The following is a 22,127-nucleotide window of genomic DNA, read 5'->3' on the forward strand; positions in this document are numbered from 1 at the left end:
GGACGACCTTGCCCTCGGCCGTGTGGCGGCGCGTGCCCCGTCGTGGGGCGGGACGGGCCACAAGAAGGAGTAGGCCGGGGCCCGAAGTCTCGACGCGCCGCGCCTCCTGGCCGCCGGCGCAGTGGGCCGCCGGTCTCCGTCAGTGAAGTCGCTTCATCACCCGGAAGCCGACGTCCCATTCGCGGTCCGCCTCGCGCACCGTCACGTTCGTCCTGGTCTTGACGGAACACCAGTAGTGGGCGAATGATCCGCCCTTGATCGGGAGATACTCGTCCTCGGCCGGCCTGCCCCGCAGCCCGCCGAACCAACCCGTACGCCGGGTTTCGCGGTCGGGTGCGCAGAGCTCCCAGACGTTCCCCCCGCAGTCGAAGAGGCCGAAGTGGCTCACCCCTGAGGCGAAGACGCCCACTGCGGTCGTGGTTCTGATCGCGGCCTGCCTGCTGTTGCTGCGGCTGGGCGAGAAGTCGTTTCCCCAGGGATAGCCTTCGAAGCCGTCGCCCGACCTCGCCGCCGCCATCCACTGCGCGACCGTGGGCAGGGCCACCCGTTCCCCCCTCAGTTCCCCCAGCCAGTCGCAGAACGCCAGCGCCTCGTGAGAACTGATACCCACGACCGGGTGGTTGGGGAAGTCGAACGGTGGGCCGTACTGCTCGGGCACGCACCACCCGAGCCGGTTCCGGTAGGCGATCCCACGCCTCCTCCAGTGGCGGTCCTTGCCGTACCCGCCATCGCGCAGAAACACCTCGTACTGCGCATTGGTGAGCGGATACCTGCTGATGCTGAAGGCCGGGACGGTGACGGAGACGGACGGGGACAGAGGAACCCGTTGTTCCGGTATGAACACCCACTCGATGGCGGGCACGGCGGCCGTCGTCAGGTGTCCGACGCCCACGCCCGGACGGTCGTCACCGACCATGCCCAGAGCGCGGCCGAGTGCCGCGAGCTCCGCCGGTGGACGCACCACGCTCTCGGCAAGCCGCTGCTTGACGACCCCCCGAATGACCTGACGTGCCGACTCGCTGGGCAGATCGCCGTTCTCCCGGATGCACATCGCGGCCGTCTCCGGCTGCGCACGCCCGAGCCAGGCGACGAGCGGGCCCAGGCTGCCGTGGAATCTGGGGACGAACCCCAGCACGGCCCGCCACGGCGTTTCCACCCACCATGCCGTCGGATCGATGTACGCGTCGACGGATATCCCGTCCGGAATGCCGGCGGACAACGCCGAGGCCGCGAAGTAGTCACGGATCACACGGTGCCGGAACGCGACACTCGGGCCTTCCTGACCGACGATTCCGGCCAGCACGGCGGCCTCGATGAGCCGGCCCCCGGCCACCTGCCCCGCATCGACCAGCAACGCGGTCGCTGAGGCCAGGTCGTAGCACTCCCGGCGTTCCCGAATGAGCTGCACGGCGAGAGGAGCGAGACCGGAGAACAGCTGGTCGAGCGTGATGTCGCGGTATCCCACCTCCGCGTGCAGCCTGGTCCACAACGATTGGACCAGGTTGTGAAGGACGTCCGGCTTCGACAGGTCGACGTACTCCCCTTCCCTGCGAATGGTCACCATGGCGCGCAACAGGAAGGGGGTTCGCGCCAGTTGGAGGGCGGCGGGCGGGTCGCGCAACAGCTTGAGACGGAGAGTCGCCATCTCGCCGGGGAGCCTACGGGGCACTGTGGCGGAAAGGGACCACAACTGGTCGCGGGAACCCCCGGCCGCTTGCCAGCTGTCGCGGACCACTTCGTAGTCACGTCCGGCGAGTCGCCAGAAGACGTCCTCCGCGGCATTACTGCCGAGTTCACATTCCAGCTGACGCAACACCTCGGGGGGGTCCAAGGGCAGCAACTCGACCTCCACACAGTTCGGCACCGACCAGTCGAGCCCACGGGTGGTACGGGTCGACAGGATGATCGACGCGTGCGGGTGGACACGCATGAAGTCCAGAACATCGGCCTGTTGCCGGGGCGGCATCTCGTCGAACGCATCGCAGTAGAAGACACATCGGTGGAGAAGTTCGTCCTGCTCCACGCCGTAGAGAAAGGGCAGCGCTCGACGAAGCATGTCCTCAACGGCGAAGAAACCGGGCGCCGTGTCGCCGTGGCTGGTCACCTGCACGGGTATCGCCGACTCGTCGACCTGGTACGCGCGGCACTGCGCCAGCGCCAGGAGGTCCAGCAGGACACTCTTGCCCATCCCGGGCGCACCGCTGACGATCATCCGGCGCACCTGCGTGCGGTGCACGTAGTCGGCGACGTCCGGAACGAGGGTGTGTTCGGCGCTGATGGCCGTGGACCGCACGTGCGCCCTGGTCACCACGGACGACCGCTCCAACGAGTCGAAGGACGGTCCCATGCCGCTGAGCCGGACGTCGCCGACGAGCCGGCCCTCCAGCTTGCGCGCCAGCCGCCGCACATACTGGCGTGCGTCGGCCACCGGAGGTGCCGCGGCGGGCGTCGCCCAGGGGACCAGTTGCTCCGAGCGCACGCTGCCGTCGTAGCCCCGTGACGAGTAGAACACCGGCACCTGCGTGGTGTCCCCGGCGGTCCGCAGCCGCTCGAACTCCGCCCGAACCTGACGGGCGACGGCCTCCATGTCCGGCAGTCGTCCCGGCGTGGTCGGCAGCTCCCTGAGCAGCACCGAGGACAGCCGTCCCGTCCCGGCTCCGGTGAGGTTCACCGCGAGGTCGCCTTCCCGGGTGGCGCAGAGAGTGAACTGGTCCGTCTGGCCCAGTTCCCCTCGCGGCAGGGACACGGTCGGCAGTCCCCGGCGCAGCTCACGGTGGGACACGAAGCGCCGGCACGCGTCGACCATCAGGATCTGACGCCTGACCTTGGCGAACGTCGTCGAGCGAAAGGCCATCATGAGATCGTCCAGGTCCACGTTGCGCAGCACTTCCTCGTGTGCGTCGCAGGTGAACAGCCGCAGCCGGCCCTCGGGGTCGGTGATGCCGTGGCCTCCCCAGAAGAGGAAGAGAACGTCGCACGGGTGCTCTCTGACCACGTCGAGCAGTGCGGCGTGGATGGCGTCACAAGTCGGCTCCTCCACGTTCATGCCGGTCCGCTGTCGCCAGTCGTCCAGGGCGGACGGGGCCGCGCTGTTGGCGAAGAGACTGATGTTGGCCGCGGGCGTGCCCATGGTGAGCAACCAGTCCGTGAACCGGAGGGCGTCGGCCGCGGGGCCCGCCAGTTTCCAGTCCCGCCCGGCGGCGTAGGTCTCGACGCCCACCACCAGTGCCCGAGCTCTCAGGAACTCGTTCATGGGCAGACGTCGAGTACGGCCTCGCAGCACTGGCTGTTGAACCAGTAGGCGCTGTGACAGCGGGGGAACGGCTGGCCGTTGTCGACCCGGACGTCGCGAACCCGGTCGCCGAACAACGGGCGGGCGACGTATGCGAGGAAGTCCCGCTGGTCGTAGATGTTGACCCATTCGGGGAAGTTGGGCGGGAGAGAGGCGCCCGCGCGCAGCCCCCACAGCGCGTCGAGCTCCCAGAACAGCGGAGCCGCGGTGCCCACAGTGACGAGGCGGACGTCGGACGGGGCCATGGTGGCGAAGAGGTCGACGCAGATGATGCCGCCGAGACTGTGCGCAACCACCGTCACCGGCGGTTCCAGGGTGCTGATGCGGTCGGCGACGAACTTCCGGATCGCGGCGCCGTCCCGCTGGTAAAGCAGGATGTCGCCGGCGACGAGGGACGCGGAGTCCGTGAAGGCCTGCCGCCTTCGTGACACGTAGGAGGTGGTTCGGCCCGCAAAGAAGGTACCGATCCGTTCCTTCGCCCAGCCTCCGACCACGCCACGGTACTCGTCGTCCGTGGCCTGGAGCAGCGTACGGATGAACTCGTCCCTGACGTTCGAGTCGTAGAGGACCCGCGGGTGGGGGCCGCCTTCCTGCTCCGCTCGACGCAGCGCCTCCGCAACCGTCGCGCGGACCACCACCGGCCACACCTCGACGGCTGCGACCCCGCTGTCCTCCAGGTCGCCGAAAGCCCCCGACCCGGCGAGCGTGCGGCAGGCGCCGGCGAACTGTTCGGCGAGTCCGACGCGGCCGAACTGTTGCCTGACCTCGTCGGATGCGGTGAACCTGCGGTATCTGCCCACAAGGGCCCTGCCCGCCGGCTCGCGGCCCGGATGGAAGCCCCCGGCTTCGGAGTCCGTGGCATCCGTCAGTGCCAGCAGGCGGAGTTCGAAGAGCGGATCGTCCTGCAGCCGATCCCACACCAGCACGCCCGAATCATCCGGTACGCCGTGCGAGTCCATGCCCCGTGCCTCGTCGGCGACCGGGATCGATGCCCCCTGGGCGAACAGTTCGCTTCCGTATCGGCCGCCCCAGAAACAACCGTGCACCGTCAGGTCCGGGCGCCGGCCGCGCAAGGACCGGGAAAGGGCGTCGAGGGTGGTGTCGAAGGACGGGGCCCGAACTCCCGTGCCGTGGACGAACAGAACAGCCGTCACTGTGATCCCCCTGGTGGTGTGGTCCCGGCAGCGGGCGACCAACAGACCTATGCCGTCGTCAGTCGCTGTTCGATCGTCCAGCGGATTGCTCGTCGGTGCCATGCGTGCGCGGTCTGGAGAGCCAGCGCGGTGGTGAAGGTCAGCGATTCACCTGTACCCACATACGGGACGGACTTGACGTAACGGCCCTGCCGGGTGTTTCCCACGATCGGGAAGTCCCAGCCGTCGCGTTGGCGCGTGGTGCGGAGGTACTGGAGCGGTCCGAGGACCAGCCTGTGGAACGGGTCCACGTCGAGTTGCAGGAGGGCCAGTGGTACGGCAGGTGTGTAGCCCTGCAACGCGATCGCCTCGCGCGAGTCCGGGAGTGTTCCCGCCGCGATCTCGAGGCTGGCGGCGCATGTCGCGTTGCCCACGGCCCTGGACAGCGCGCGGACACCGGAGCGCAGCAGGTCGCCGTTGTCGGTGGTGCCGCACCGGCGGATCGCCCACAGAGCCATCACGCTGCTCGTAGGCTCTGGTTCCCCCGCGTCTGTGTGCCACAGACCGCTGCGCCGGCGTCTGGTCCGCTTCAGGTGTCCGACGGCGGCGTCGACGGAGGACTGGACCGCGGCCTTGTCCATTCCGTGCGATCCGTCGCCGAGAAACTCCGCGGTCAGGCGCAGCGTGTACGCGCACACCGCGGTCAGAAAGACGGAGGGCGGGTTCCGGGCATCGCGGCTGAAGCCCCAGGCGCCGTCCTCGTCCTGCGCATCGATCAGCCACCGCACCGCGGGCGCGTACCGTGTTCGGTTCCCGCCCCGGTAACCGGTCGCGATGAGAGCCCAGAGCGACATGGCCGTCGCCCAGACGTTCCGGGAGAACGAACTCCAGCACTCGGCTTCCGGGTGCCGGGCGTCCTCACCGACACCGGCGGCCAGCGCGTAGTGGGTGGACCACAGATACCCGTGGATTCGCTCCCTCATCGAGGCGTTGAGCAGACCCATGCGATGCAGGGACAGGAGAACCGTGGCGGTGGTCTCGGGGAGCGACTCCGACGGTGTGCCGACCTGTTTGGGTACGCCGCAGTCCGGGTTGAACGAGGCGAGAAGCGGCTCCACCAGGTCGTAGAGCGGGGCTCCCCAGAAGTGCTCCGAGAAGTGAAGGTCCCAGTGATGCGCGCGGTCGCGCACAAACGCCAGTTCGCCGTCGGTCCAGACGCTCATCGGCGTTCACCCTTCATCGACGACCTGCCCCCGGCTCAGACGGGTCTTCTCCAGTACGCATGACATCTCCAGCCCCGCCTCGGCCACGGCGTCGCGCAATTGCGGGTTCACGTGCCGGAGCGCGGGGCAGTGCACTGAGCTCGTCGGTGCGCACAGCATCGCCTCGGTCCGTCGTCCCGGCCGGCCGAGGAGTTGGCTTCCCGACCAGGTGTATGAATGCGCGTCAGGAACGTCGATGAACATGGGACACAGGAACACACGGCCGTCGGGCAGGAAGAGCAGATTGTCGTGGCTGCGTACCGCGCAGGACCTTCGGTGGTTGTCCGCCGGAACGAACGTGCGCTCCAGACGGATGTCGGTCGAGAGGTTGGCCGACTCTTCTTCGATTTCCCTGGTCAGCGCCTGCCACTCGGGTACGGACAACACCATGTCGGGTGTGGCGAACCCCCGGTTGGAGACGTAGTGGATGTTGACCCAGGTGAGCCCCAGGCGCTCACAGAGCCTGAGGATGTTGACGGCATCATGCGCGTTGGTCCTGCTCACCGACATGATGCCGAACAACTGATAGCCGCGCTCCCGTGCATGTGCGATGTTGGCGACCATGCGCTCGAAGGCCCGCTTGCCCCGGACGGCGTCATGGGTCTCGGGGCCCGAACCGTCGATGCTCACCCCGACCGTGGGCGGTCGCAGCCCCTCGAAGTGATCGACGAAGGCCCGGAAACCGTGCAGACCGTTGGTGACGAGCCGCGCGTGGAGTCCCTGCTGCTGCACCAGGTGGACCGCGTCGACGATCCGGGGATAGAGGGTCGGTTCCCCGCCGAGGAACGTCACTTCTTCGGCCTGCCAGCGCTGCCGGACATCCGCGATCAGTCGCGTGAGGGACTCGAATGCGAAACTCTGCGCGGTCGCCAGGTTGTCACCGACGAAGCAGTGCGTGCACCGTAGGTTGCACCGATAGGTTATGTAGATGTCCACGGATCGCACTCGCACGGAAGCCCCCCGCCCTCCTGGTCGCTATTGCACAGTGCGGTACGTCGCCGTCCCACGGAAGCCGGCCAGGAAGCCCATGGCGTCCAGAACATCGATATCGTCCTTCGTCGCCCAGACGAACTGGTCGTGGTCGGCGGGATCGAGTTGCACCTCGCCGTCCACGTAGCGGCAGAGGAAAACCGTCTGGAAAGTCTGGCGTTTCGGCAGGGTGGCCAGATTCGTGTACGCGTAGAGCAGGCGCTCGATGTCGACCTTGATCTTCGTTTCCTCGAAGACCTCGCGCACGAGCGCCTCTTCCAGCGTTTCACCCGGATCGACGGTTCCTCCGGGCAGGTCCCACTTCAGAGGCATGTAGTCGTCGACTGCTGACCTTCGGGTAACCAGGAAGCGTCCGTCACGCTCGATGAGGGCATGCGCTGCTCCGTAGAACAAGGTCAATTCGAATTCACCTTCCGTGCGCGGTCGACTCCGGCACCTTTACGCCTCGTTGAGGCCGGAGAGGCCGGAGAACAAGACTGGTGAAGGATTGTCCACGCTGCGGTGGCCCCTGTCACTCAGCCCATCAAGGGTAGCGTCAACTCGACGTGTTCGGAGGCCACTTGATCGGTCCGATTTACGATCGTCCCATTTGACGATCTTGGCATGACGATGACTGCCATAATGAAGTTGACTGGCGGTAAGCGATCAAATAGCGCACGGGACTGATGGCCGGTCGGCGGGGACACCGGCTTCCCTCCCGGCTCCCGGCCTGCTCTAAGGTGGCGCGGACAACGCACAGGGGGAGGTTTTCGGGGTGCAGCAGATCGGCGCCTACACGATCGAGCGGGTGCTTGGTGAGGGTGGGATGGGCACCGTCTATCTGGGGCGGTCGCGCGGGGGGCGGAGTGTGGCCGTGAAGGTCGCCAAGCCGGAGTTGGCGCGGGATCCGGGGTTCCGTGAGCGGTTCCGGGCCGAGATCACCGCGGCCCGTGCGGTGGGTGGGTTCCACACCGCTCCGGTCGTGGACGCGGATCCGGACGCCGAGGCTCCCTGGCTCGCCACCGCCTACGTTCCCGGGCCCACCCTCGCCGAACTGCTCACCGCCCGGGGGCCGATGGACGCGGCCGCCCTGCGGCAACTGGGGCTCGCGCTCGCCGAGGCGCTGCAGGCCATCCACGCCTGTGGCCTGGTGCACCGCGATCTGAAGCCCGGCAACATCATCATGGCGGACGACGGCCCCCGGGTCGTCGACTTCGGGATCGCCCGGGCCGTCGAGGCGTCGCGGCTCACCGTCACCGGCGCCGCGCTCGGTACCCCCGGGTTCCTCGCGCCGGAGCAGGCGGAGGGGCTGCCCGTCACCGCCGCCGCGGACGTCTTCGCGCTGGGCGCAGTGCTCGTCGCGGCCGCCGGTGGCAGCGCCTTCGGCGAGGGTACGCCGATGATGCTGATGTACCGGTCGGTGCACCAGGACGCCGACATGTCGGCCGTGCCGGCGGGACTGCGGGCGACCGTGGCCCTGTGCATGGCCAAGGATCCCGGTCAACGACCCAGCGCCGGAGAGCTGTTGGACCTGCTCGCCCCTCCGCAGGGGAGCACCCCGCCCGCGCACACTCCGCCCTCGTACACGCCGACCGCGTACGCACCGGCCCCGTATGCACCGGCCGCCCTGCCGGCCCACCCGCCGCACGGCGTGGCCACTCCCCCGCCCGCCGGCATCGCACCCTCTCCCGCCCCCGCGACTCCCGCGACTCCACCTCAGCCCGGCCACACGACGCCCCCACCGCAGCCCGGCCAGGCGACACCCCCGCCCCAACCCGGCCACGCGACACCCCCACCGCAGGCTGCCGCGGCATCTCTCCCCACCGTCTCCGCGCCTTCGCCCTATCCCCCGTACCCGGCCTCGCCGCCTCCGCCCGCGCCGCAGGGGTTCGGGCCGCCGGGGTTCGGGCCATCGGCGGCCGCGGGTGAGGCGGCGCCCGGGGGGCAGGAGTTCCTGGCGATGGACCACAAGAACGCCGTCGTCGCCGACGCGCACGGTATCTCCCTCGGAATCAACGGCCACCCCGTCGACTTCCCCTGGTCCGCCGTCCGCGCCGTCACCCACAGCGAGTCGGGGCGCGGCCTCGCCCTCACCATCACGCTCCACTTTCACGACGGAGCCACACGTTCCTGCCGCATCACCACACGCAACGAGGACGAACTGGACGACTGGATCGAGCAGTTGACCCTCGTGGTCGAGCGCTTCCTCGGCCAGGGACGGCAGTGAGCCGCAGTGCGGCGGCAGCGGGGCCGCGGTAAGGCCGTGCCGGCGGAGCGGCTCAGCCGTCGCAGCAGCTCTCCGCGCCCTCCGCGGGCAGCGGCTGCTCGGTCCAGATGACCTTGCCCTCGGCGGTGTAGCGCGTGCCCCAGCGTTCGGCGAGCTGAGCCACGAGGAAGAGGCCGCGTCCGCCCTCGTCCGTCGTGCGGGCCCGCCGCAGACGCGGGGATGTGCTGCTGCCGTCCGTCACCTCGCAGATCAGCCGGTGATCGCGGATCAGTTGCAGCCGGATGGGGGCGCCGCCGTACCGGACGGCGTTGGTGACCAGTTCGCTGACGATCAGCTCTGTGGTGGGCACCTGCTCGAACAGGCCCCACTTCTTGAGCTGTTCGGTCACGGCCCCGCGGATCCGGGGGACCTCGGCCGGGTCGGCCGCCACGTCCCAGTGCACCGTGCGTTCCGCGTCCAGGGCACGGGTGCGGGCGACGAGCAGGGCGATGTCGTCGCCGGGACGGTCGGGCAGCAGGGCGTCCAGGACGGCCCGGCAGGTCTCCTCCGGCGAATCGGCGAGCGGCCGTGTGGCACCCAGGGTGCGGCGCAGCAGACTGAGCCCTATGTCGAGGTCCTGGCCGCGTTGCTCGATGAGCCCGTCGGTGTAGAGGACGATCCGGCTGCCCTCGGGCACCTCGATCTCGCAGTGCTCGAAGGGCAGGCCGCCCAGCCCCAGCGGCGGGCCCGTGGGCACGTCCACGAAGTCGACGGTGCCGTCGGGCAGCACGAGGGCGGGAGGGGGGTGGCCGGCCCGGGCGAACGCGCAGCGCCGGGACACCGGGTCGTACACCGCGTACAGGCAGGTGGCGCCGATGATCCCGTCGTTTCCGCCGCCGTCGGCGTCCAGGCGGGCGACCAGGTCGTCGAGATGGGTGAGGAGTTCCTCGGGCGGCAGGTCGAGGGCGGAGAAGTTGTGTACGGCGGTGCGCAGCCGGCCCATGGTGGTGGCGGCGTGCACCCCGTGGCCGACGACGTCACCCACGACGAGAGCCACCCGGGAGCCGGACAGCGGGATGATGTCGAACCAGTCGCCGCCCACACCGGCCTGCGCGGGCAGGTAGCGGTGGGCGACCTCGACGGCGTCCTGGACGGGCATGCCCTGCGGGAGGAGGCTGCGCTGCACCGCCAGGGCCATGGTGTGCTCGCGGGTGAAGCGGCGGGCGTTGTCGATGCAGACCGCGGCCCGGCCGACCAGCTCGCCCGCGAGCCACAGGTCGTCGTCCTCGAACGGGCCGGACCGCTCGGCACGGAAGAAGCTGACCACCCCGAGGGTGACACCGCGGGCCCGCATGGGCACGGTGATCAGCGAATGCATTCCGGACGCGAGGAGCTTCCGGCTGCACTCCTGGTCGTTGGCCGCCCAGTCCACGGCCCGGTTCAGATCGGGTTCGAGCACGGGGTTCCCGGTCTGCAGGCAGCGCTCCTGCGGTGAGGCGGGGAGCCAGCCGACCTCCTCGCCGACGGCGCAGAGCGGCGAGCCCGGGCGTGCCGCCCCGAGCGCCACGCGCCGCAGACTCTCGCCGATGGCGACGGGTTCCTCGCCGCTCAGGACCGAGTCGGGCAGGTCGACGGTGACGAAGTCGGCGAACCCCGGCACCGCCGTCTCCACCAGCTCCTCCGCCGTGCGGGTCACGTCGAGGGTCCGGCCGATGCCCACGCTGGCGTCGTACAGCAGTTCCAGTCGTTTACGGGCGAGCAGGGCGAGCCGGCCGACCCCCGGCTCACCCAGGAGCAGCAGCCCCACGTGGGTGTGGGGGATCTCGTCCCCGGGAGGCGTCGGTGCGGTGGCGGTGGCCTGGGCGGGCGGCGGGGTGACGGGTTCACTCCGGTCCGCCGGGGGAAGGGCGTCGCTGCCCGCGGGGGGAACGGTCCGGCCGTGATCCGCCAGGGGCACGCCCCGACCCTGATCCGCCCCGGGCCTCTGGCCGGGACCCCGGTCAGGCCCCCGGTCAGGCCCGCGGCCGGGCGCCCGCTCGGGCCGGGGCGCCGATGGCCGGGGCCTGCCACGGACCTGGCCCCCTGTCCCGGTCCGGTCCTCCTCGAGCAGCGCCGTCGGGCCCGAGGCCGCCACCGCCGCGGTGGGTCGCCGCGGTGCCGCGACCGTCGGTGACGGCGTCGACGAATCGGTCACCGGCGTGCGGGCGTGGCACGGCTCGGGTCCGGCGGGCGCCGGGATACGCCACTGAGGCCCGGCGGCGATGGCGGCTTCCACGACGATTCCGGCCTCGCCGGAGGCCGCACACACCTCGCGGCAGAGCAGTACCGCGGTCCGGCCGTCGGAGAGGGTCACCTCGGTGGCCACCTGGTGCGGGGCGGCGATCAGCTCCTGCGCTCTCTCCCGGAGGACGGCCCGGTCGGCGGGGCCGATCAGGGCCTCGGCCGGGGCCGGGCAGGGCAGGGGCTCCCCGAGTGGTCCGGTGGGTCCACCGGCGGCCCGCCGGGTGTGGAGGAACGCGGCGAGCAGTTCGCGCTCGCGCCGCGAGGACTGTTCGAGCAGCCGTTGCTCGATCTCTCCGGCGGCCTGTTGCACGAGGGGCAGCATCGTCGGATCCGAATGCCGCCGGAAGCAGGTGAGATCCAGTACGCCTTCGACGCGGCCGCTGAGCGGATCACGGATGGGCGCGCCGGCGCAGGCCAGCAGGCGCATGCAGTCGGCGAAGTGCTCGCGGCCCAGGACGTAGACAGGGCGCCGTTCGGCCAGTGCGGTGCCGACGGCATTGGTGCCCGCGCTGGACTCGGGGAAGCCGAAGCCCCGGACGACCTGTGCCGCGTCCAGGTGCCTGTTCAGCTCCGCGCCGCCGCCCCGGCGCGACAGCACGCGCGCCCGTGCGTCGGTGAGGATGACACTCACCGGTGGCCAGTCCAGCGCGGCCTCCAGCCGGTCGAGGACCGGGGCCGCGGCACTCAGCAACCGCCCGTCCTGGTCCAGGTCCTGCTCGCAGGTGAGGACGAGCTGGTCGGGGACGAGCCCCAGCGACCTGCACCGCTGCCAGGAGGTCAGGATCGGGGTCCTGACGATTCCCCCCGTGTCCTCGATCCGCTCTCCCGCGAGGAACCGTTCGTAGACAGCGGCGAGACCGCCACTGTCATCCCAGCCGACCGCCAACTGGATCACTCCCTCCCCGTACAGGCGTACGAGATGGCAACCAGTATGCAGGATTATCCCGACATTTATTACTCAGCTTTAACAATTACGACATTCAACATGTTTACCTTGTTTCATCCATTTTGCACGGCCCCTCTCCACCCCCTCCTCTCCACCCCCCTCCTCGCCGTCGCCCGCCCTGCCGTCGTTCGGGTACGCGAAGCGCCGCACGTGAAGCGCCCCCCTGCGCGCTCCTGCGGGTTCCCCTTTCGGTGGCCGAGGGCGAGCAGGTGGCCACCGCTGCTTTGGACCAATCGCGGGCGGCGCCGATAGGATCCGCGGTGTGGTCGAACTCGCCGAACTCATCAGGGACTTGAGGCATGAGCTGAACGAGGCGCTGACCGGCGGCCCGGCCGGCCCGGTGCGGTTCGAGCTCGGGCCGGTGGAGATCGAGGCCACCGTCGCCGTGGGGCGGAAGGGCGGGGCCGGCGGCAAGGTGCGGTTCTGGGTCGTGGAGGCCGGCGGGGACGGGCAGTTCGAGACGTCGCGGACCCATCGGATCAGCCTCACCCTGCAGCCGAGGCTGGTCGCCCCGGACGGAGCGCGGCGCGGTGTCCTGATCTCGGGAGACGAGACCGACGGGGAGCGCTGACATGCCGGGGCCGCCACAGCCGTGGTTCCGGCTTCTCGACCCCCTGACGTGTGCGGACGTGTGGCCGTACCCTGGTCGGCACGGGCAGTGGGAACGCGGTGACGGCTGGTGACGACGGGGGAGGTCACAAGCGTGGAAGGGCGCAGTCCTGCGCGGGTTCGCAATGAGTTGGTGGCCGGCGTCGTCGACGTGCTCCAGGAGTCGGCCACGATGCGGCACACGACCAGCGCCGACTTGTTGGTGACCATGCTGGGCCAGGAACTGGACGCGCCGGTGGAGCCGTTACGGGGGGAGACGCTGCGTCCGTGGCTGCTGCACCTCGTCGAGAGCTGCGCGCGGGTTCCCGACGGGCTGTCCTGCCTGGTGCGTTGCCTCGGCTACGTGGAGCAGCGGTCCGCCGGGGTGACGGCGCTGCGGCGCCTGGTGGACGAGTGGGAGGCGGTCGACTTCTTCGAGGGTGCCGATCTGCACCCCCTGCGGCCGGTCCTGCTGGAGCTGCGCTCGGCCTCGGCGCTGGCGGCGATGGCCCGCCGGGCCAGCCGGTCACGCACCCAGGAGCTGCCCTCGTGGTGCGACACGGGCTGGACCGTCTTCCTGCGGCTGGCCGGTGACAACGCGGCGGCGAAGGAGCTGCCCGTGAGCATGGCGTTCCTGTCCCTGGCCGCCGACCAGTTCGTCGAGGACGGGCAGATGGAGGCGGCCGAAGTGCTGCGCCGCTGGAACCGCCGGCAGTCCCGTGCCTGGCGGCTGGAGGACCAGCTCGCCCAGTGGCAGCGCGGCAGTGTCACCGAGCCGGCCGTCTCGCTGATGCCGGCGTATCTGATGATCCAGTTCGAGCCGGACGGCGTGGACCCCGACCGGTACTACCTCTCCCACTGGCGGCAGTCGGACTCGGAGGGCTGGCACCCGGTCCCGGGCGAGACGCTGCACCTGCACCGCAGCCAACTGCCCACCGAGGTCGAGACGTTGATCGAGCAGACCGAGGAGCGCTGGTCCGACCTGCGGCAGCCCGTGGTGCTCGAGTTCATCCTGCCGTGGGAGCTGCTGGGGGAACCGGTCGAGTGGTGGCACAAGGAGTCGGACTCCGGCTCGCCCACTCCCCTGGTGATGGACTACACGGTTCTCGTCCGCAGTTTCGAGCGGCTGCGCAAGGCCGCCTGGCACCGGCCCTGGCACAACAAGTGGCGTCAGTACAAGGACCGACCGGCGGACACGCACTCGTACTGGAACCGGCCCGGCCACTCGCACTTCCACCTGGAGCGGGAGCTGAAGGAGGACGAGAACGCCGTATGCCTGGTTCTCAGCGAGCCGCCCGGTACGGATTCCGCCACCGGCCGCCAGGAGTACCTCGCGGGGCTCAGAGCCGGGGTGCCGGCCATGATCTGGCATCGCGGCGACTGCTCCGATCCGGCCTTCAAGGAGGCGGTGGCGGACATCGTGCAGGACCGGGGACTGGGCGGACTGCTGGAGCGGGCCGGAAGATGGCGCAAGGACGCGCTGGCCATGGGGCCGGAGGGGTGGGACAACCACGTGGGACGCCATCTGGCGATCCTGCTCGACGACCCGGAGCGCAGGCCCGGCCCGCCGGGCCCCCACCATGCGCCGGTGCGCCAGTGACCGGGGCGGCCGGGGGCACGGGCGCACGGACCGCCCGCCTGCGCGGGGAGGTGCCCGGAATGAACCAGCGTGCCTCCGCCGGCCCGCTTCCGCGCCACGCCGGCCCTCCTGCTTCCGGCATGCTTTTGCACACGCCTCGCGCGAACCGCCGTGCGCACTTGCTCGGGGAGTGGACGCGCTGCGAGGCTTTCCCCGTGGCTGTCACGCCTGCCTGGAGTCCGCGCGACTCCGCGACACTCCCGCCGTCACCTCGACGCCTGCCGCCACATCGACGCCTGCCGTCACTACGATGCTCGCCATCACCTCGACGTACGCCGTCACCACGCTGCTCGCCGTCACCTCGACGCCTCTCGTCACCACGATGCTCGCCGCCAGCCCGACGCCTGCCCTCACTCCGACGCCTTGAGAGCACCCATGCACGATGACGACGGGCTACGGCCGGCACAGGCCGCGCGGACACGCCGGGAGGCCGCTCAGGTTCTGAGCCGGCTCGGACGGCCGGACGGACCGCACCCCGCGGAGGCGGTTCTCGTCGTCGACGCCCATCAGACGATGCGGGTGTGGGACCGGGCGGTCCGCAGCGACCTGGTCGACCAGCTGGAGCGGACGGAGAACCTCACCCGGGTGCGGGTGCTGCCCCTGCTCGGGACCGACGAGACGGACCCGGCGCGGGTGGGGCTCCAGGAGCCGCTCGGCGCGGCCCCGGCGGGCACCCACCGGGTGGTGCTGGTGGTCACCGACGGTCTGGCGGCCGGCTGGCGGCTCGGCGCGGTGCAGCCGCTGCTGCGCACCTGGGGGAGCACGGACCCCGTCGCCGTGCTGCACCTGCTGCCGCCGCACCTGTGGTTCCGCACCGGGCTGAACGTGAGCCGCGTGCGCATCCGCGCGGCCCGGGCCTGGGCGGCCAACCGCGCCTGGGAATGGGAGGAGCGCGAGGCCCCGGCCGGGTTACCCGGCGCCGGCGACTCCGAGGGCGAGACCGAGGGGGATGCCGTCGTCGTCCCCGTGCTCGCCCTGACCGGCCGCTGGGCCGGCGCCCTGACCCGTCTGGTCGCGGGGCCGGAGCACCAGTGGCTGGACCTGTCCGCCATCCGGGCGCAGGCGTGGAAGAGCCGGCCCGACGCGGCGCGCGCCCTCCCCTGGGCGGAGGACGTGCCCGATCCGGACAGCACGGTGCCCGCCGCGGTCCGGGTCTCCGACTTCCGGGCGGCGGCCAGTCCCACCGGTTTCGCGCTCGCCACCCGGCTCGCCGCCGCGCCGCTGAGCCTGCCCGTCATCCAGCGGATCGTCGCGACGACCCCGGACGCGGGCCCGGTGCACGTCTCCGAACTCCTGATGAGCGGTCTGGTCCGGCCCACCGGGACGAGCGGGGAGGGCGCGGCGGACGTGGCCTTCATCTTCGCTCCCGACGTCCGGGAGGAGCTCCTGGCGCTGGGACGCCGCAGCGCCACCGCACGGGTCCTGCACGACGTACGCGCGGTCCTGGCCGAGGACACGCCGGCCGGATCCCTGTTGCCACCCCCCGCCGAACCCCTCGACACCCTGGCGATGCCACGCGTCAACCGGCGCAACATCGCCTTCCTCCGCGTGGAGCTGACCGCTCTGCGGGCCCTGTCGGGACGCTACGACCAGCGTGCCGCGATGTTGGCGAAGGTGCTGAGCTGGCACGATCGGCGATACGCGGTGAGCCTGGAGAAATCGCCACGTACCGCCTCGGGACACGCGCACTCCGATTCGGCCCCGGCGGTGGTCGAACACGGTGCTACGACTGAACCCCGGACCGCTTCCGAAGGAGCCTCTCAGATGTCGACGACACCCCAGCGGACAGCGGAGGGGGACCGCACCACACAACCGCGCGTCTGGGGGAATCTGCCGCCCCGGAATCCGAACTTCACCGGCCGCAGCGAGCTGCTGGAACTGCTCGCCCAGCGGCTGCGCGAAGGCACGACGACGGTGCTGCCGGAAGCGATCCACGGCATGGGCGGCGTCGGCAAGACACAGCTCGCGATCGAGTACGCCTACCGGCACCAGGCCGAGTACGACGTCGTGTGGTGGATCCCCTCGGAGCGGCCCGGGCAGATCGGCCAGGCCCTGGTGGAACTGGCCCAGCGGCTGGGCCTGGTGACCACCACGGAGGCGAACATCGCGGGCCCCGCCGTGCGCGAGGCGCTGCGCGAGGGACGGCCGTACTCCCGGTGGCTCCTCATCTTCGACAACGCCGACAACCCGGAGCAGGTCCGCCACTACTTCCCGCAGGGGGGCAACGGCACGATCCTCGTCACCTCCCGCAACCGGCGGTGGGGGCAGGTCGGCGGTTCCCTGGAAGTGGACGTGTTCACCCGCGAGGAGAGCAAGGAGCTGCTGCGCCGCTCCGGGCCGCCGCTGAGCGACGCCGAGGCGGACCGGCTGGCCGAGGCTCTGGGCGACCTGCCGCTGGCGCTGGAACAGGCCGCGGCCTGGCGGGCGGAGACCGGGATGCCCGCCTCCGAGTACCTGCGGCTGTTCGAGAACAAGCGCATGGAGCTGCTGGAGGTGGCGCCGCCGCCGGACTACCAACTCCCCGTCGCCGCCGCGTGGAACGTCTCCCTCGACCATCTGGAGACCCGAAGTCCGGCCGCGCTACGGCTGTTGCAGCTGTGCTCCTACTTCGCCCCGGACCCGATCTCCCGGTCCATCTTCTCCGGCCTCGGCAACAGCAGCATCTTCCCCGAACTGGACGCGGCGCTGAACGACCCGATGAGGCTGGCCCGTGCGATAAGGGAGGTGAACCGCTACTCGCTCGCCCGCATCGACCACCGTACGAACTCCATCGAGATGCACCGGCTGGTGCAGCTCGTGCTCAACAACCGCATGAGCCTGGAGGAACAGTCCCGTATGCGCCACGGGGCACACACCCTGCTGGCCGCCGCGGACCCCAGGACCCCCCAGGACCCGGCGAGTTGGCCCCGCTACTCCGAGCTCTACAGCCACGTCATCGCCTCCGAGGCGATCAAGTCCGATCAGCCCTGGGTGCGCCAGCTGGTCAGGAACGTCGGCGAGTACCTCTACTGGTGGGGCGACCACGAGGTGTCGCTCGACTTCTCCGAGCAGGCGTGGGAGGCCTGGCTGGAAATCTTCGGCGAGGAGGACCAGCAGACGCTGCTCATGGGGCAGAAGCTGTGCTTCCTGTACTGGGTGGTCGGACGCTTCGACGACGCGGCCCGTCTGGTGAGCCACCTCAGAGAGGTCTACGAGCGCACCGCCCCCGCGGACCGCGAGGACACCCGGGAGGACGCGCTCGACGCGCTTCAGCTCGAAGCCGCCGTGCGCCGGGTGGAGGGCAGGTTCGCCACCGGAGCGGAGCTCGACCGGATCGCCTACGAACGGGCGCACCGGGCGTTCGGCGAGGACGACCCCACCACGCTCAACACCGCCCACAACCTCAGTGTGAGCCTGCGGCTGATCGGCGAGTTCCAGCAGGCCCTGGAGCTCGACCGGCGGACCCTCGCCCTGAAACTGCGCCTGTACGGGCGCGAGGGCCGCACGACCCTGCACTCGGAGACGCACGTCGCGATCGACGTGCGGGAGACGGGGGACTACATCGGGGCCCGCGCCCTGCAGGAGTCGGTGCTCAGCGGCTACCGGACCGTGTTCGGCCGGGGCAACCCGGCGACGGTGGAGGCGATGCGCCAGCTCAGTGAGGCCTGCCGCAAGGAGGGCGACCACGTGCGCGCGCTGGAGCTGGCCACCGAGGCGCACGCGCAGTTCACCCGCCGCTACGGCGAGACCCACCCCCAGTCGCTGGCGGCGGCCCTGACCCTGTCGGTGGCGCTGCGCCAGAACGGCGATCTGGAGGCGGCCCGGACACGGGGCGTCAAGGTGTGCGAGGGATACCGTCAGATCTACGACCCGTACCACCCGCACGCGCTGTCCGCGGACGTCGACCTCGCCGTGACCCTGCGTCTGCTCGGCCGGCCCGACGAGGCCCGGCGTCTCGACGAGGCGGCGCTCGCCTCGCTCACCGACCGGCTCGGCGCGGGCCACCCGCTCGCGCTCGTCTGCGCCATCAACCTGGCCAGTGACCTGGCCGCGCTCGGGGAGCACGAGGAGGCGCGGCGCCGGAGCGAGGACTCGCTGGCCCTGTGCCGGGTCACCTTCGGGCAGGACCATCCCACCACGCTGGCGTGTGCGGCGAATCTGTCGCTCGACCTCATTTCCGTCGGGGCGGAGGCCCAGGCCGCCACCCTGCGGGAGGACACCCTGGAGCGCATGGAGCGGGTGCTCGACGTGCCCCGGCTGCAGAGCGAGTCGGGCACCCGGCACGCGGCCACCGTGCAGTTCAGGAACCGTGAGCGGGCCAACTGCGACATCGACCCGCTGCCGCTGTGACCGGCCGCGCGGCCGCCCCGCCGGGCGGCCGCGCGACATCCGGAAGGCGCGACGGCCCCTAGCTCTGCGCCGCCCCGCCGGACCCCAGCCAGTCCGCCAGGTCCACGGGGTCCGCGCGGCGGCCCGTCGCGGCCTCCAGGGCGTCCTGGAGGGCGCGGGCCCGTTCCGGGTGGCGGAGCAGCAGCCGGGACGCTGCGCGGTGGGCGGGGTCGTCGGCCAGGGCCCGGCCCAGGCCCGCCCAGGCGGACACGGGCGCGCCCTCGCGGGTCAGCCGGTCCACGTGGGCGGCACGGGCTCCGGCGCTGTCGCCGCGGGCCAGCAGGACGTCGGCCGGGTCGGCGCCGTCGACTCCCCCGGCGTCCCCGTCGTAACCCGCGGCGTCGTGCCGCCAGGGTCCGTCGGGGTCGCCGAGGTGGTGACGGGCCAGGACGGCCGCGCCGTCCAGGAAGCGCGCCTCGGTGTCCGGCGCCAGGATCGGTTCGGCGGCCAGGGAGGACGGAGGCCGGGCGGCACGCCGCTGCCAGGCGCGCACCGCCTCGTCGACGGCGGCGGCCGGCGGCCGCAGGTGGTGCGCCCGCCAGCGGGCAAGGTGGTCCTCGGCGGCCTCCTGGGCCAGTCGCAGCTCGGCCGCCGGGACCTCGTCGGCCATCCACTCGGCGCACCGTGCGTGCAGGCTCTCGACGACGCGGTGCCCGAGCGGTGTCAGCTGCTCGTGTCCGCGGACCGCGTTCAGGGTGGACCACACCTGGGTGCGCCACAGCGCGAACTCGAAGTGGGCGGTCGGGGCATGGGCCGGGGCGGCGGCCTGCCGGTGTGCCCGCCAGAACCGGGTCACGCCGAGGAAGGCGTAGATGCCCTGGAGCAGGCCGCCCAGGGGGCGGGGGTCGTCGCGCCAGGGGGCGTACAGCAGGTGTTCCGGGGACGACGGCTCCGGCGGTGGCACGGTCAGTGGCTCCAGGTGCATCAGGCCGCCGAGCTTGGTGTGCTGGAACTCGTGGACGAGGGTGGCGGCGAGCTGGGCGACGTCGTCCGGCCGGGATGCCGTGAGGGCGCCGAAGGCGTCGCCGGCGGTGCTGCTGTGCGGCCGAAAACGTTCTCTCGACGCGGTGGGGGTCAGCGACATCAGCCCCCGTCGCATGGCCTCGGCGCTCTCCGGGTCGTCACGCAGCACCGTGTCCCACGCGTCGGCGAGGAGCGACCGCCACAGCTCCGCCTCCGGCTCCGGCAGCGGGCGCGGCTCACTCGGGCGGGGGAACGTCCGGTAGGGATCGAGGTCCTCCAGCACCAGGGTCTTCGCGGCCTCGCCCGAGCCCAGGGTCAGCAGGCGTCTCGGGTGCCAGCCGGGGACGCGGACGTCCCACGGCGGCGCGACCTCCACCACGCCGCCCGCGCCGCTGATCCGCAGGTGGCCCTCGTCTCCCGTGACGCGGGCGGTGCTCCACGCCCTCCCGTCCGGCAGGACCGCGCAGCCCAGGGTCGGCAGCGGCACCAGTCCGCCCCGCACGGGAACGGTGATCGAGAAGTCGAGTCCGGCCCTGGCCGCCGCGGCGGCGGCCAGGGCCGCGAGATGCCCGACGACCACCCATCGCGGCGCCTCCTCGTAGGCCCGCCCCCTGGTCCGGCGCACCGCGAGCGACACCCACATCCCGGTGTTCGGGGACATCAGGACGTCCTCGAACGCCTCGGGCGACCGGTGCTGGGCGCGGGTCAGCAGGGTCCAGGCCTCCGCGTACCCGACCGGGTCCGGCCGCCGCGCGGGCGGGGCGCCGCGGGACAGTTCGTCGTCCAGTGCGCGCAGCAGCAGCAGGCGGCGGCTGCGCTCGGCGTTCAGCAGTTCCGCGACCACCGCACCGTCGCCGTCGCCGCGGGCGAGAGCGAGGACACCGGCTTCCGAGAGCCGGTGGAACGGCAGGTGGTCCCGCCGTACGACGTCGTCCCGTACGTGGTGCCCCTGTGCGTGGTCCCCCCGTTGCGTGGCCTCAGCAGCCACGGATTCCCCACTGCACCGTTCCGATCACCTCATCGCGTCAGTCGAAGCGGGACGGGTTGTACGACAGCGTGATGGCCTGCGGGCCGTCGATGTGGTGCAGCAACTGCTCCAGCGACCCGGTGAAGGCCGGACCGTCCATGGACCGCAGCGCTTCCAGTGAGATCCCCGAGAGATCGACGAGATCGGACTCCACGGCAGGCATCGTCTGTTCCACGGCTGCCAAGTCCCCTCCCGTACACGCGAGTCGTCACCGTCGGTGCCCTCATCCATGATGACCCAGCGCGGCACAAGTCGAAACCCCGTTTCCCGGCCGCGCCGCGAGATCAAGTCAGCTGTAGAGCCGGGCCAGTTGGGCGGCGGCCTCGTCCACACGGTCCGCCTCCGCCGACGACCCCTCCAGCAGGCGTACCGCTTCGAGGAGTTGGTCGAGGGTGCCGGGGTAGCGCAGACAGGTGCGCACGATGCCGTAGACGTCCATCCGCAGCCGGGGATCGCGGGGGCTGTTTGCCGCGACCCGGTCGCTGATGCTCTCCAGGAGGAGGGCCGTGCCGTTCGGGCTGCGCAGGGTCGGGAGTGCGGTCAATGCGTCCACGAGAGCGACGAGTTGGCGCAGAGGGACGTCGGGAGGCAGGGAGGCGAGGACGGGGACCGGGCGGCGAAGGCCGTGAGGGCTGTGCGGATCAAGCGGTCCGCGCGGGGCGTGTGAGGTGTCCGGGGCGTGCGAGGTGTTCGGGGCGTGTGAGGTGTGCGCGCCGGCGGCGCGGGCCAGGGCGTCGCGTGCGGGAAGTCCGGCGCGCTGCTGGAGCAGCTCCAGTTCGTCCGGGGAGAGCCAGTCGTACCAGCGTTCCACCCGGCGGGCCGCGAGCCTTCCCAGGCCGTCGGCGCGGTGATGGGCGCTCAGCACACCGATCACGGCTCCGTCGCACCAGACGGCCGCGCCCGACATCCCCTCCCAGGGGGAGCGCTCCGGTTCGACGTCGGCGGGCGGTACGGCCACGGCCAGTTCGAGGGTGCCCTCGCGGCGGTTGGACAGCACGGAGACCGTGCCGGAGACATGGCAGGAGTCCCGGTACTGGCTCGGCGAGCCGTCGTCGAGCGGACGCACGGTGTCCTGGCGGAGTTTGAAGCGGGGGAAGCCCATCGCCGTGAAGGGCAGCACCACGTCGGTGCCGGGCACCGCGGCCCAGCGCGGCGGATCGGCGGCGGGAGCGCCGGGCGGCACGTGCTTGAGCTCCAGCAGGGCCACGTCCGCCGTCTCGGCCAGCAGTACGACGTGGGCGTCGGCGCTCCACTCCCCCGGCTGGTCGGCGTCGAAGCGCACCCGCAGCGCCGCCACCGGGCCGGTCACGACGTGCGCCGCCGTCAGCACGAAGGACTCGCCCACCCGGTAGCCGGAACCCCGTCGGCCGGGCAGTCCGCCGTACCGCCCGACCAGTATCTCGGCGACGCGCGCCGCCTCCAGTCCCCGTCCCCCCGAGCCGCTCACGCGG

At 71.3% G+C, this 22,127-nt stretch carries 13 protein-coding genes; 4 read left to right on the top strand and 9 right to left on the bottom strand.

The genetic code is table 11. The annotated features are described in order from the left end of the window. Positions 1-139: 139 nt before the first annotated feature. The 5 genes from ACIQ9G_RS15375 to ACIQ9G_RS15395 are packed head-to-tail and all read right to left on the bottom strand — an operon-like array spanning position 140 to position 7,076. The gene (locus tag ACIQ9G_RS15375) at positions 140-3,253 is read right to left on the bottom strand and encodes an SUMF1/EgtB/PvdO family nonheme iron enzyme (protein WP_403609021.1); all 3,114 of its coding nucleotides are present in this window, start codon (positions 3,251-3,253) and stop codon (positions 140-142) included. Continuing rightward, positions 3,250-4,446 carry a hypothetical protein gene (locus ACIQ9G_RS15380; protein WP_403609022.1) on the bottom strand — a complete coding sequence of 399 codons (1,197 nt, stop codon included), beginning with the start codon at positions 4,444-4,446 and terminating at the stop codon, positions 3,250-3,252. The genes ACIQ9G_RS15375 and ACIQ9G_RS15380 overlap by 4 nt, the downstream gene beginning before the upstream one ends. Before the next feature lie 47 nt (positions 4,447-4,493). Next, a complete protein-coding gene (locus ACIQ9G_RS15385; protein WP_403609023.1) occupies positions 4,494-5,648 on the bottom strand; it encodes a hypothetical protein in 1,155 nt (384 codons plus the stop codon). A gap of 6 nt (positions 5,649-5,654) precedes the next feature. After that, positions 5,655-6,623: a radical SAM protein gene (locus ACIQ9G_RS15390; protein WP_403609025.1), complete on the bottom strand. Its 969-nt coding sequence runs from the start codon at positions 6,621-6,623 to the stop codon at positions 5,655-5,657. Between the two features lie 39 nt (positions 6,624-6,662). Next, on the bottom strand, positions 6,663-7,076 hold the full coding sequence (locus ACIQ9G_RS15395) for an NUDIX domain-containing protein (protein WP_403609026.1): 414 nt from the start codon (positions 7,074-7,076) through the stop codon (positions 6,663-6,665). A 355-nt stretch (positions 7,077-7,431) separates the two neighbouring features. On the opposite strand from ACIQ9G_RS15395, the gene ACIQ9G_RS15400 reads away from it, so the two are divergent. After that, on the top strand, positions 7,432-8,883 hold the full coding sequence (locus ACIQ9G_RS15400) for a serine/threonine-protein kinase (protein WP_403609028.1): 1,452 nt from the start codon (positions 7,432-7,434) through the stop codon (positions 8,881-8,883). Between the two features lie 52 nt (positions 8,884-8,935). Here the strand turns inward: ACIQ9G_RS15400 and ACIQ9G_RS15405 are convergent, their stop codons facing one another. After that, a complete protein-coding gene (locus ACIQ9G_RS15405; RefSeq protein ID WP_403609029.1) occupies positions 8,936-12,040 on the bottom strand; it encodes a SpoIIE family protein phosphatase in 3,105 nt (1,034 codons plus the stop codon). 313 nt (positions 12,041-12,353) lie between these two features. Here ACIQ9G_RS15405 and ACIQ9G_RS15410 point away from each other — a divergent pair, with 313 nt between their 5' ends. From ACIQ9G_RS15410 to fxsT, 3 genes are all read left to right on the top strand, one after another. Beyond that, positions 12,354-12,662, top strand: coding sequence for a trypco2 family protein (locus tag ACIQ9G_RS15410; protein ID WP_403609031.1), 309 nt, complete (start codon positions 12,354-12,356; stop codon positions 12,660-12,662). Between the two features lie 171 nt (positions 12,663-12,833). Next, positions 12,834-14,279 (top strand): hypothetical protein, encoded by a 1,446-nt coding sequence (locus ACIQ9G_RS15415; protein WP_403609033.1) that lies wholly within the window; start codon positions 12,834-12,836, stop codon positions 14,277-14,279. A 414-nt stretch (positions 14,280-14,693) separates the two neighbouring features. After that, positions 14,694-18,647, top strand: a complete 3,954-nt coding sequence (fxsT, locus tag ACIQ9G_RS15420; protein WP_403609034.1) for an FxSxx-COOH system tetratricopeptide repeat protein — start codon at positions 14,694-14,696, stop codon at positions 18,645-18,647. A 58-nt stretch (positions 18,648-18,705) separates the two neighbouring features. On the opposite strand, the gene ACIQ9G_RS15425 is transcribed toward fxsT, so the two are convergent. The 3 genes from ACIQ9G_RS15425 to ACIQ9G_RS15435 all read right to left on the bottom strand — a co-directional run bounded on the left by ACIQ9G_RS15425 (position 18,706) and on the right by ACIQ9G_RS15435 (position 22,123). Continuing rightward, on the bottom strand, positions 18,706-20,637 hold the full coding sequence (locus ACIQ9G_RS15425) for an aKG-HExxH-type peptide beta-hydroxylase (RefSeq protein WP_403609035.1): 1,932 nt from the start codon (positions 20,635-20,637) through the stop codon (positions 18,706-18,708). A 37-nt stretch (positions 20,638-20,674) separates the two neighbouring features. After that, complete coding sequence (locus tag ACIQ9G_RS15430; RefSeq protein WP_403609036.1) at positions 20,675-20,860, bottom strand: hypothetical protein; 186 nt, start codon at positions 20,858-20,860, stop codon at positions 20,675-20,677. A 105-nt stretch (positions 20,861-20,965) separates the two neighbouring features. Then, on the bottom strand, positions 20,966-22,123 hold the full coding sequence (locus tag ACIQ9G_RS15435; protein ID WP_403609038.1) for a trypsin-like peptidase domain-containing protein: 1,158 nt from the start codon (positions 22,121-22,123) through the stop codon (positions 20,966-20,968). Positions 22,124-22,127: the final 4 nt, after the last annotated feature.

It is taken from the genome of Streptomyces sp. NPDC096152 (assembly GCF_044763235.1).
In the GTDB taxonomy this organism is placed as follows: Bacteria; Actinomycetota; Actinomycetes; order Streptomycetales; family Streptomycetaceae; genus Streptomyces.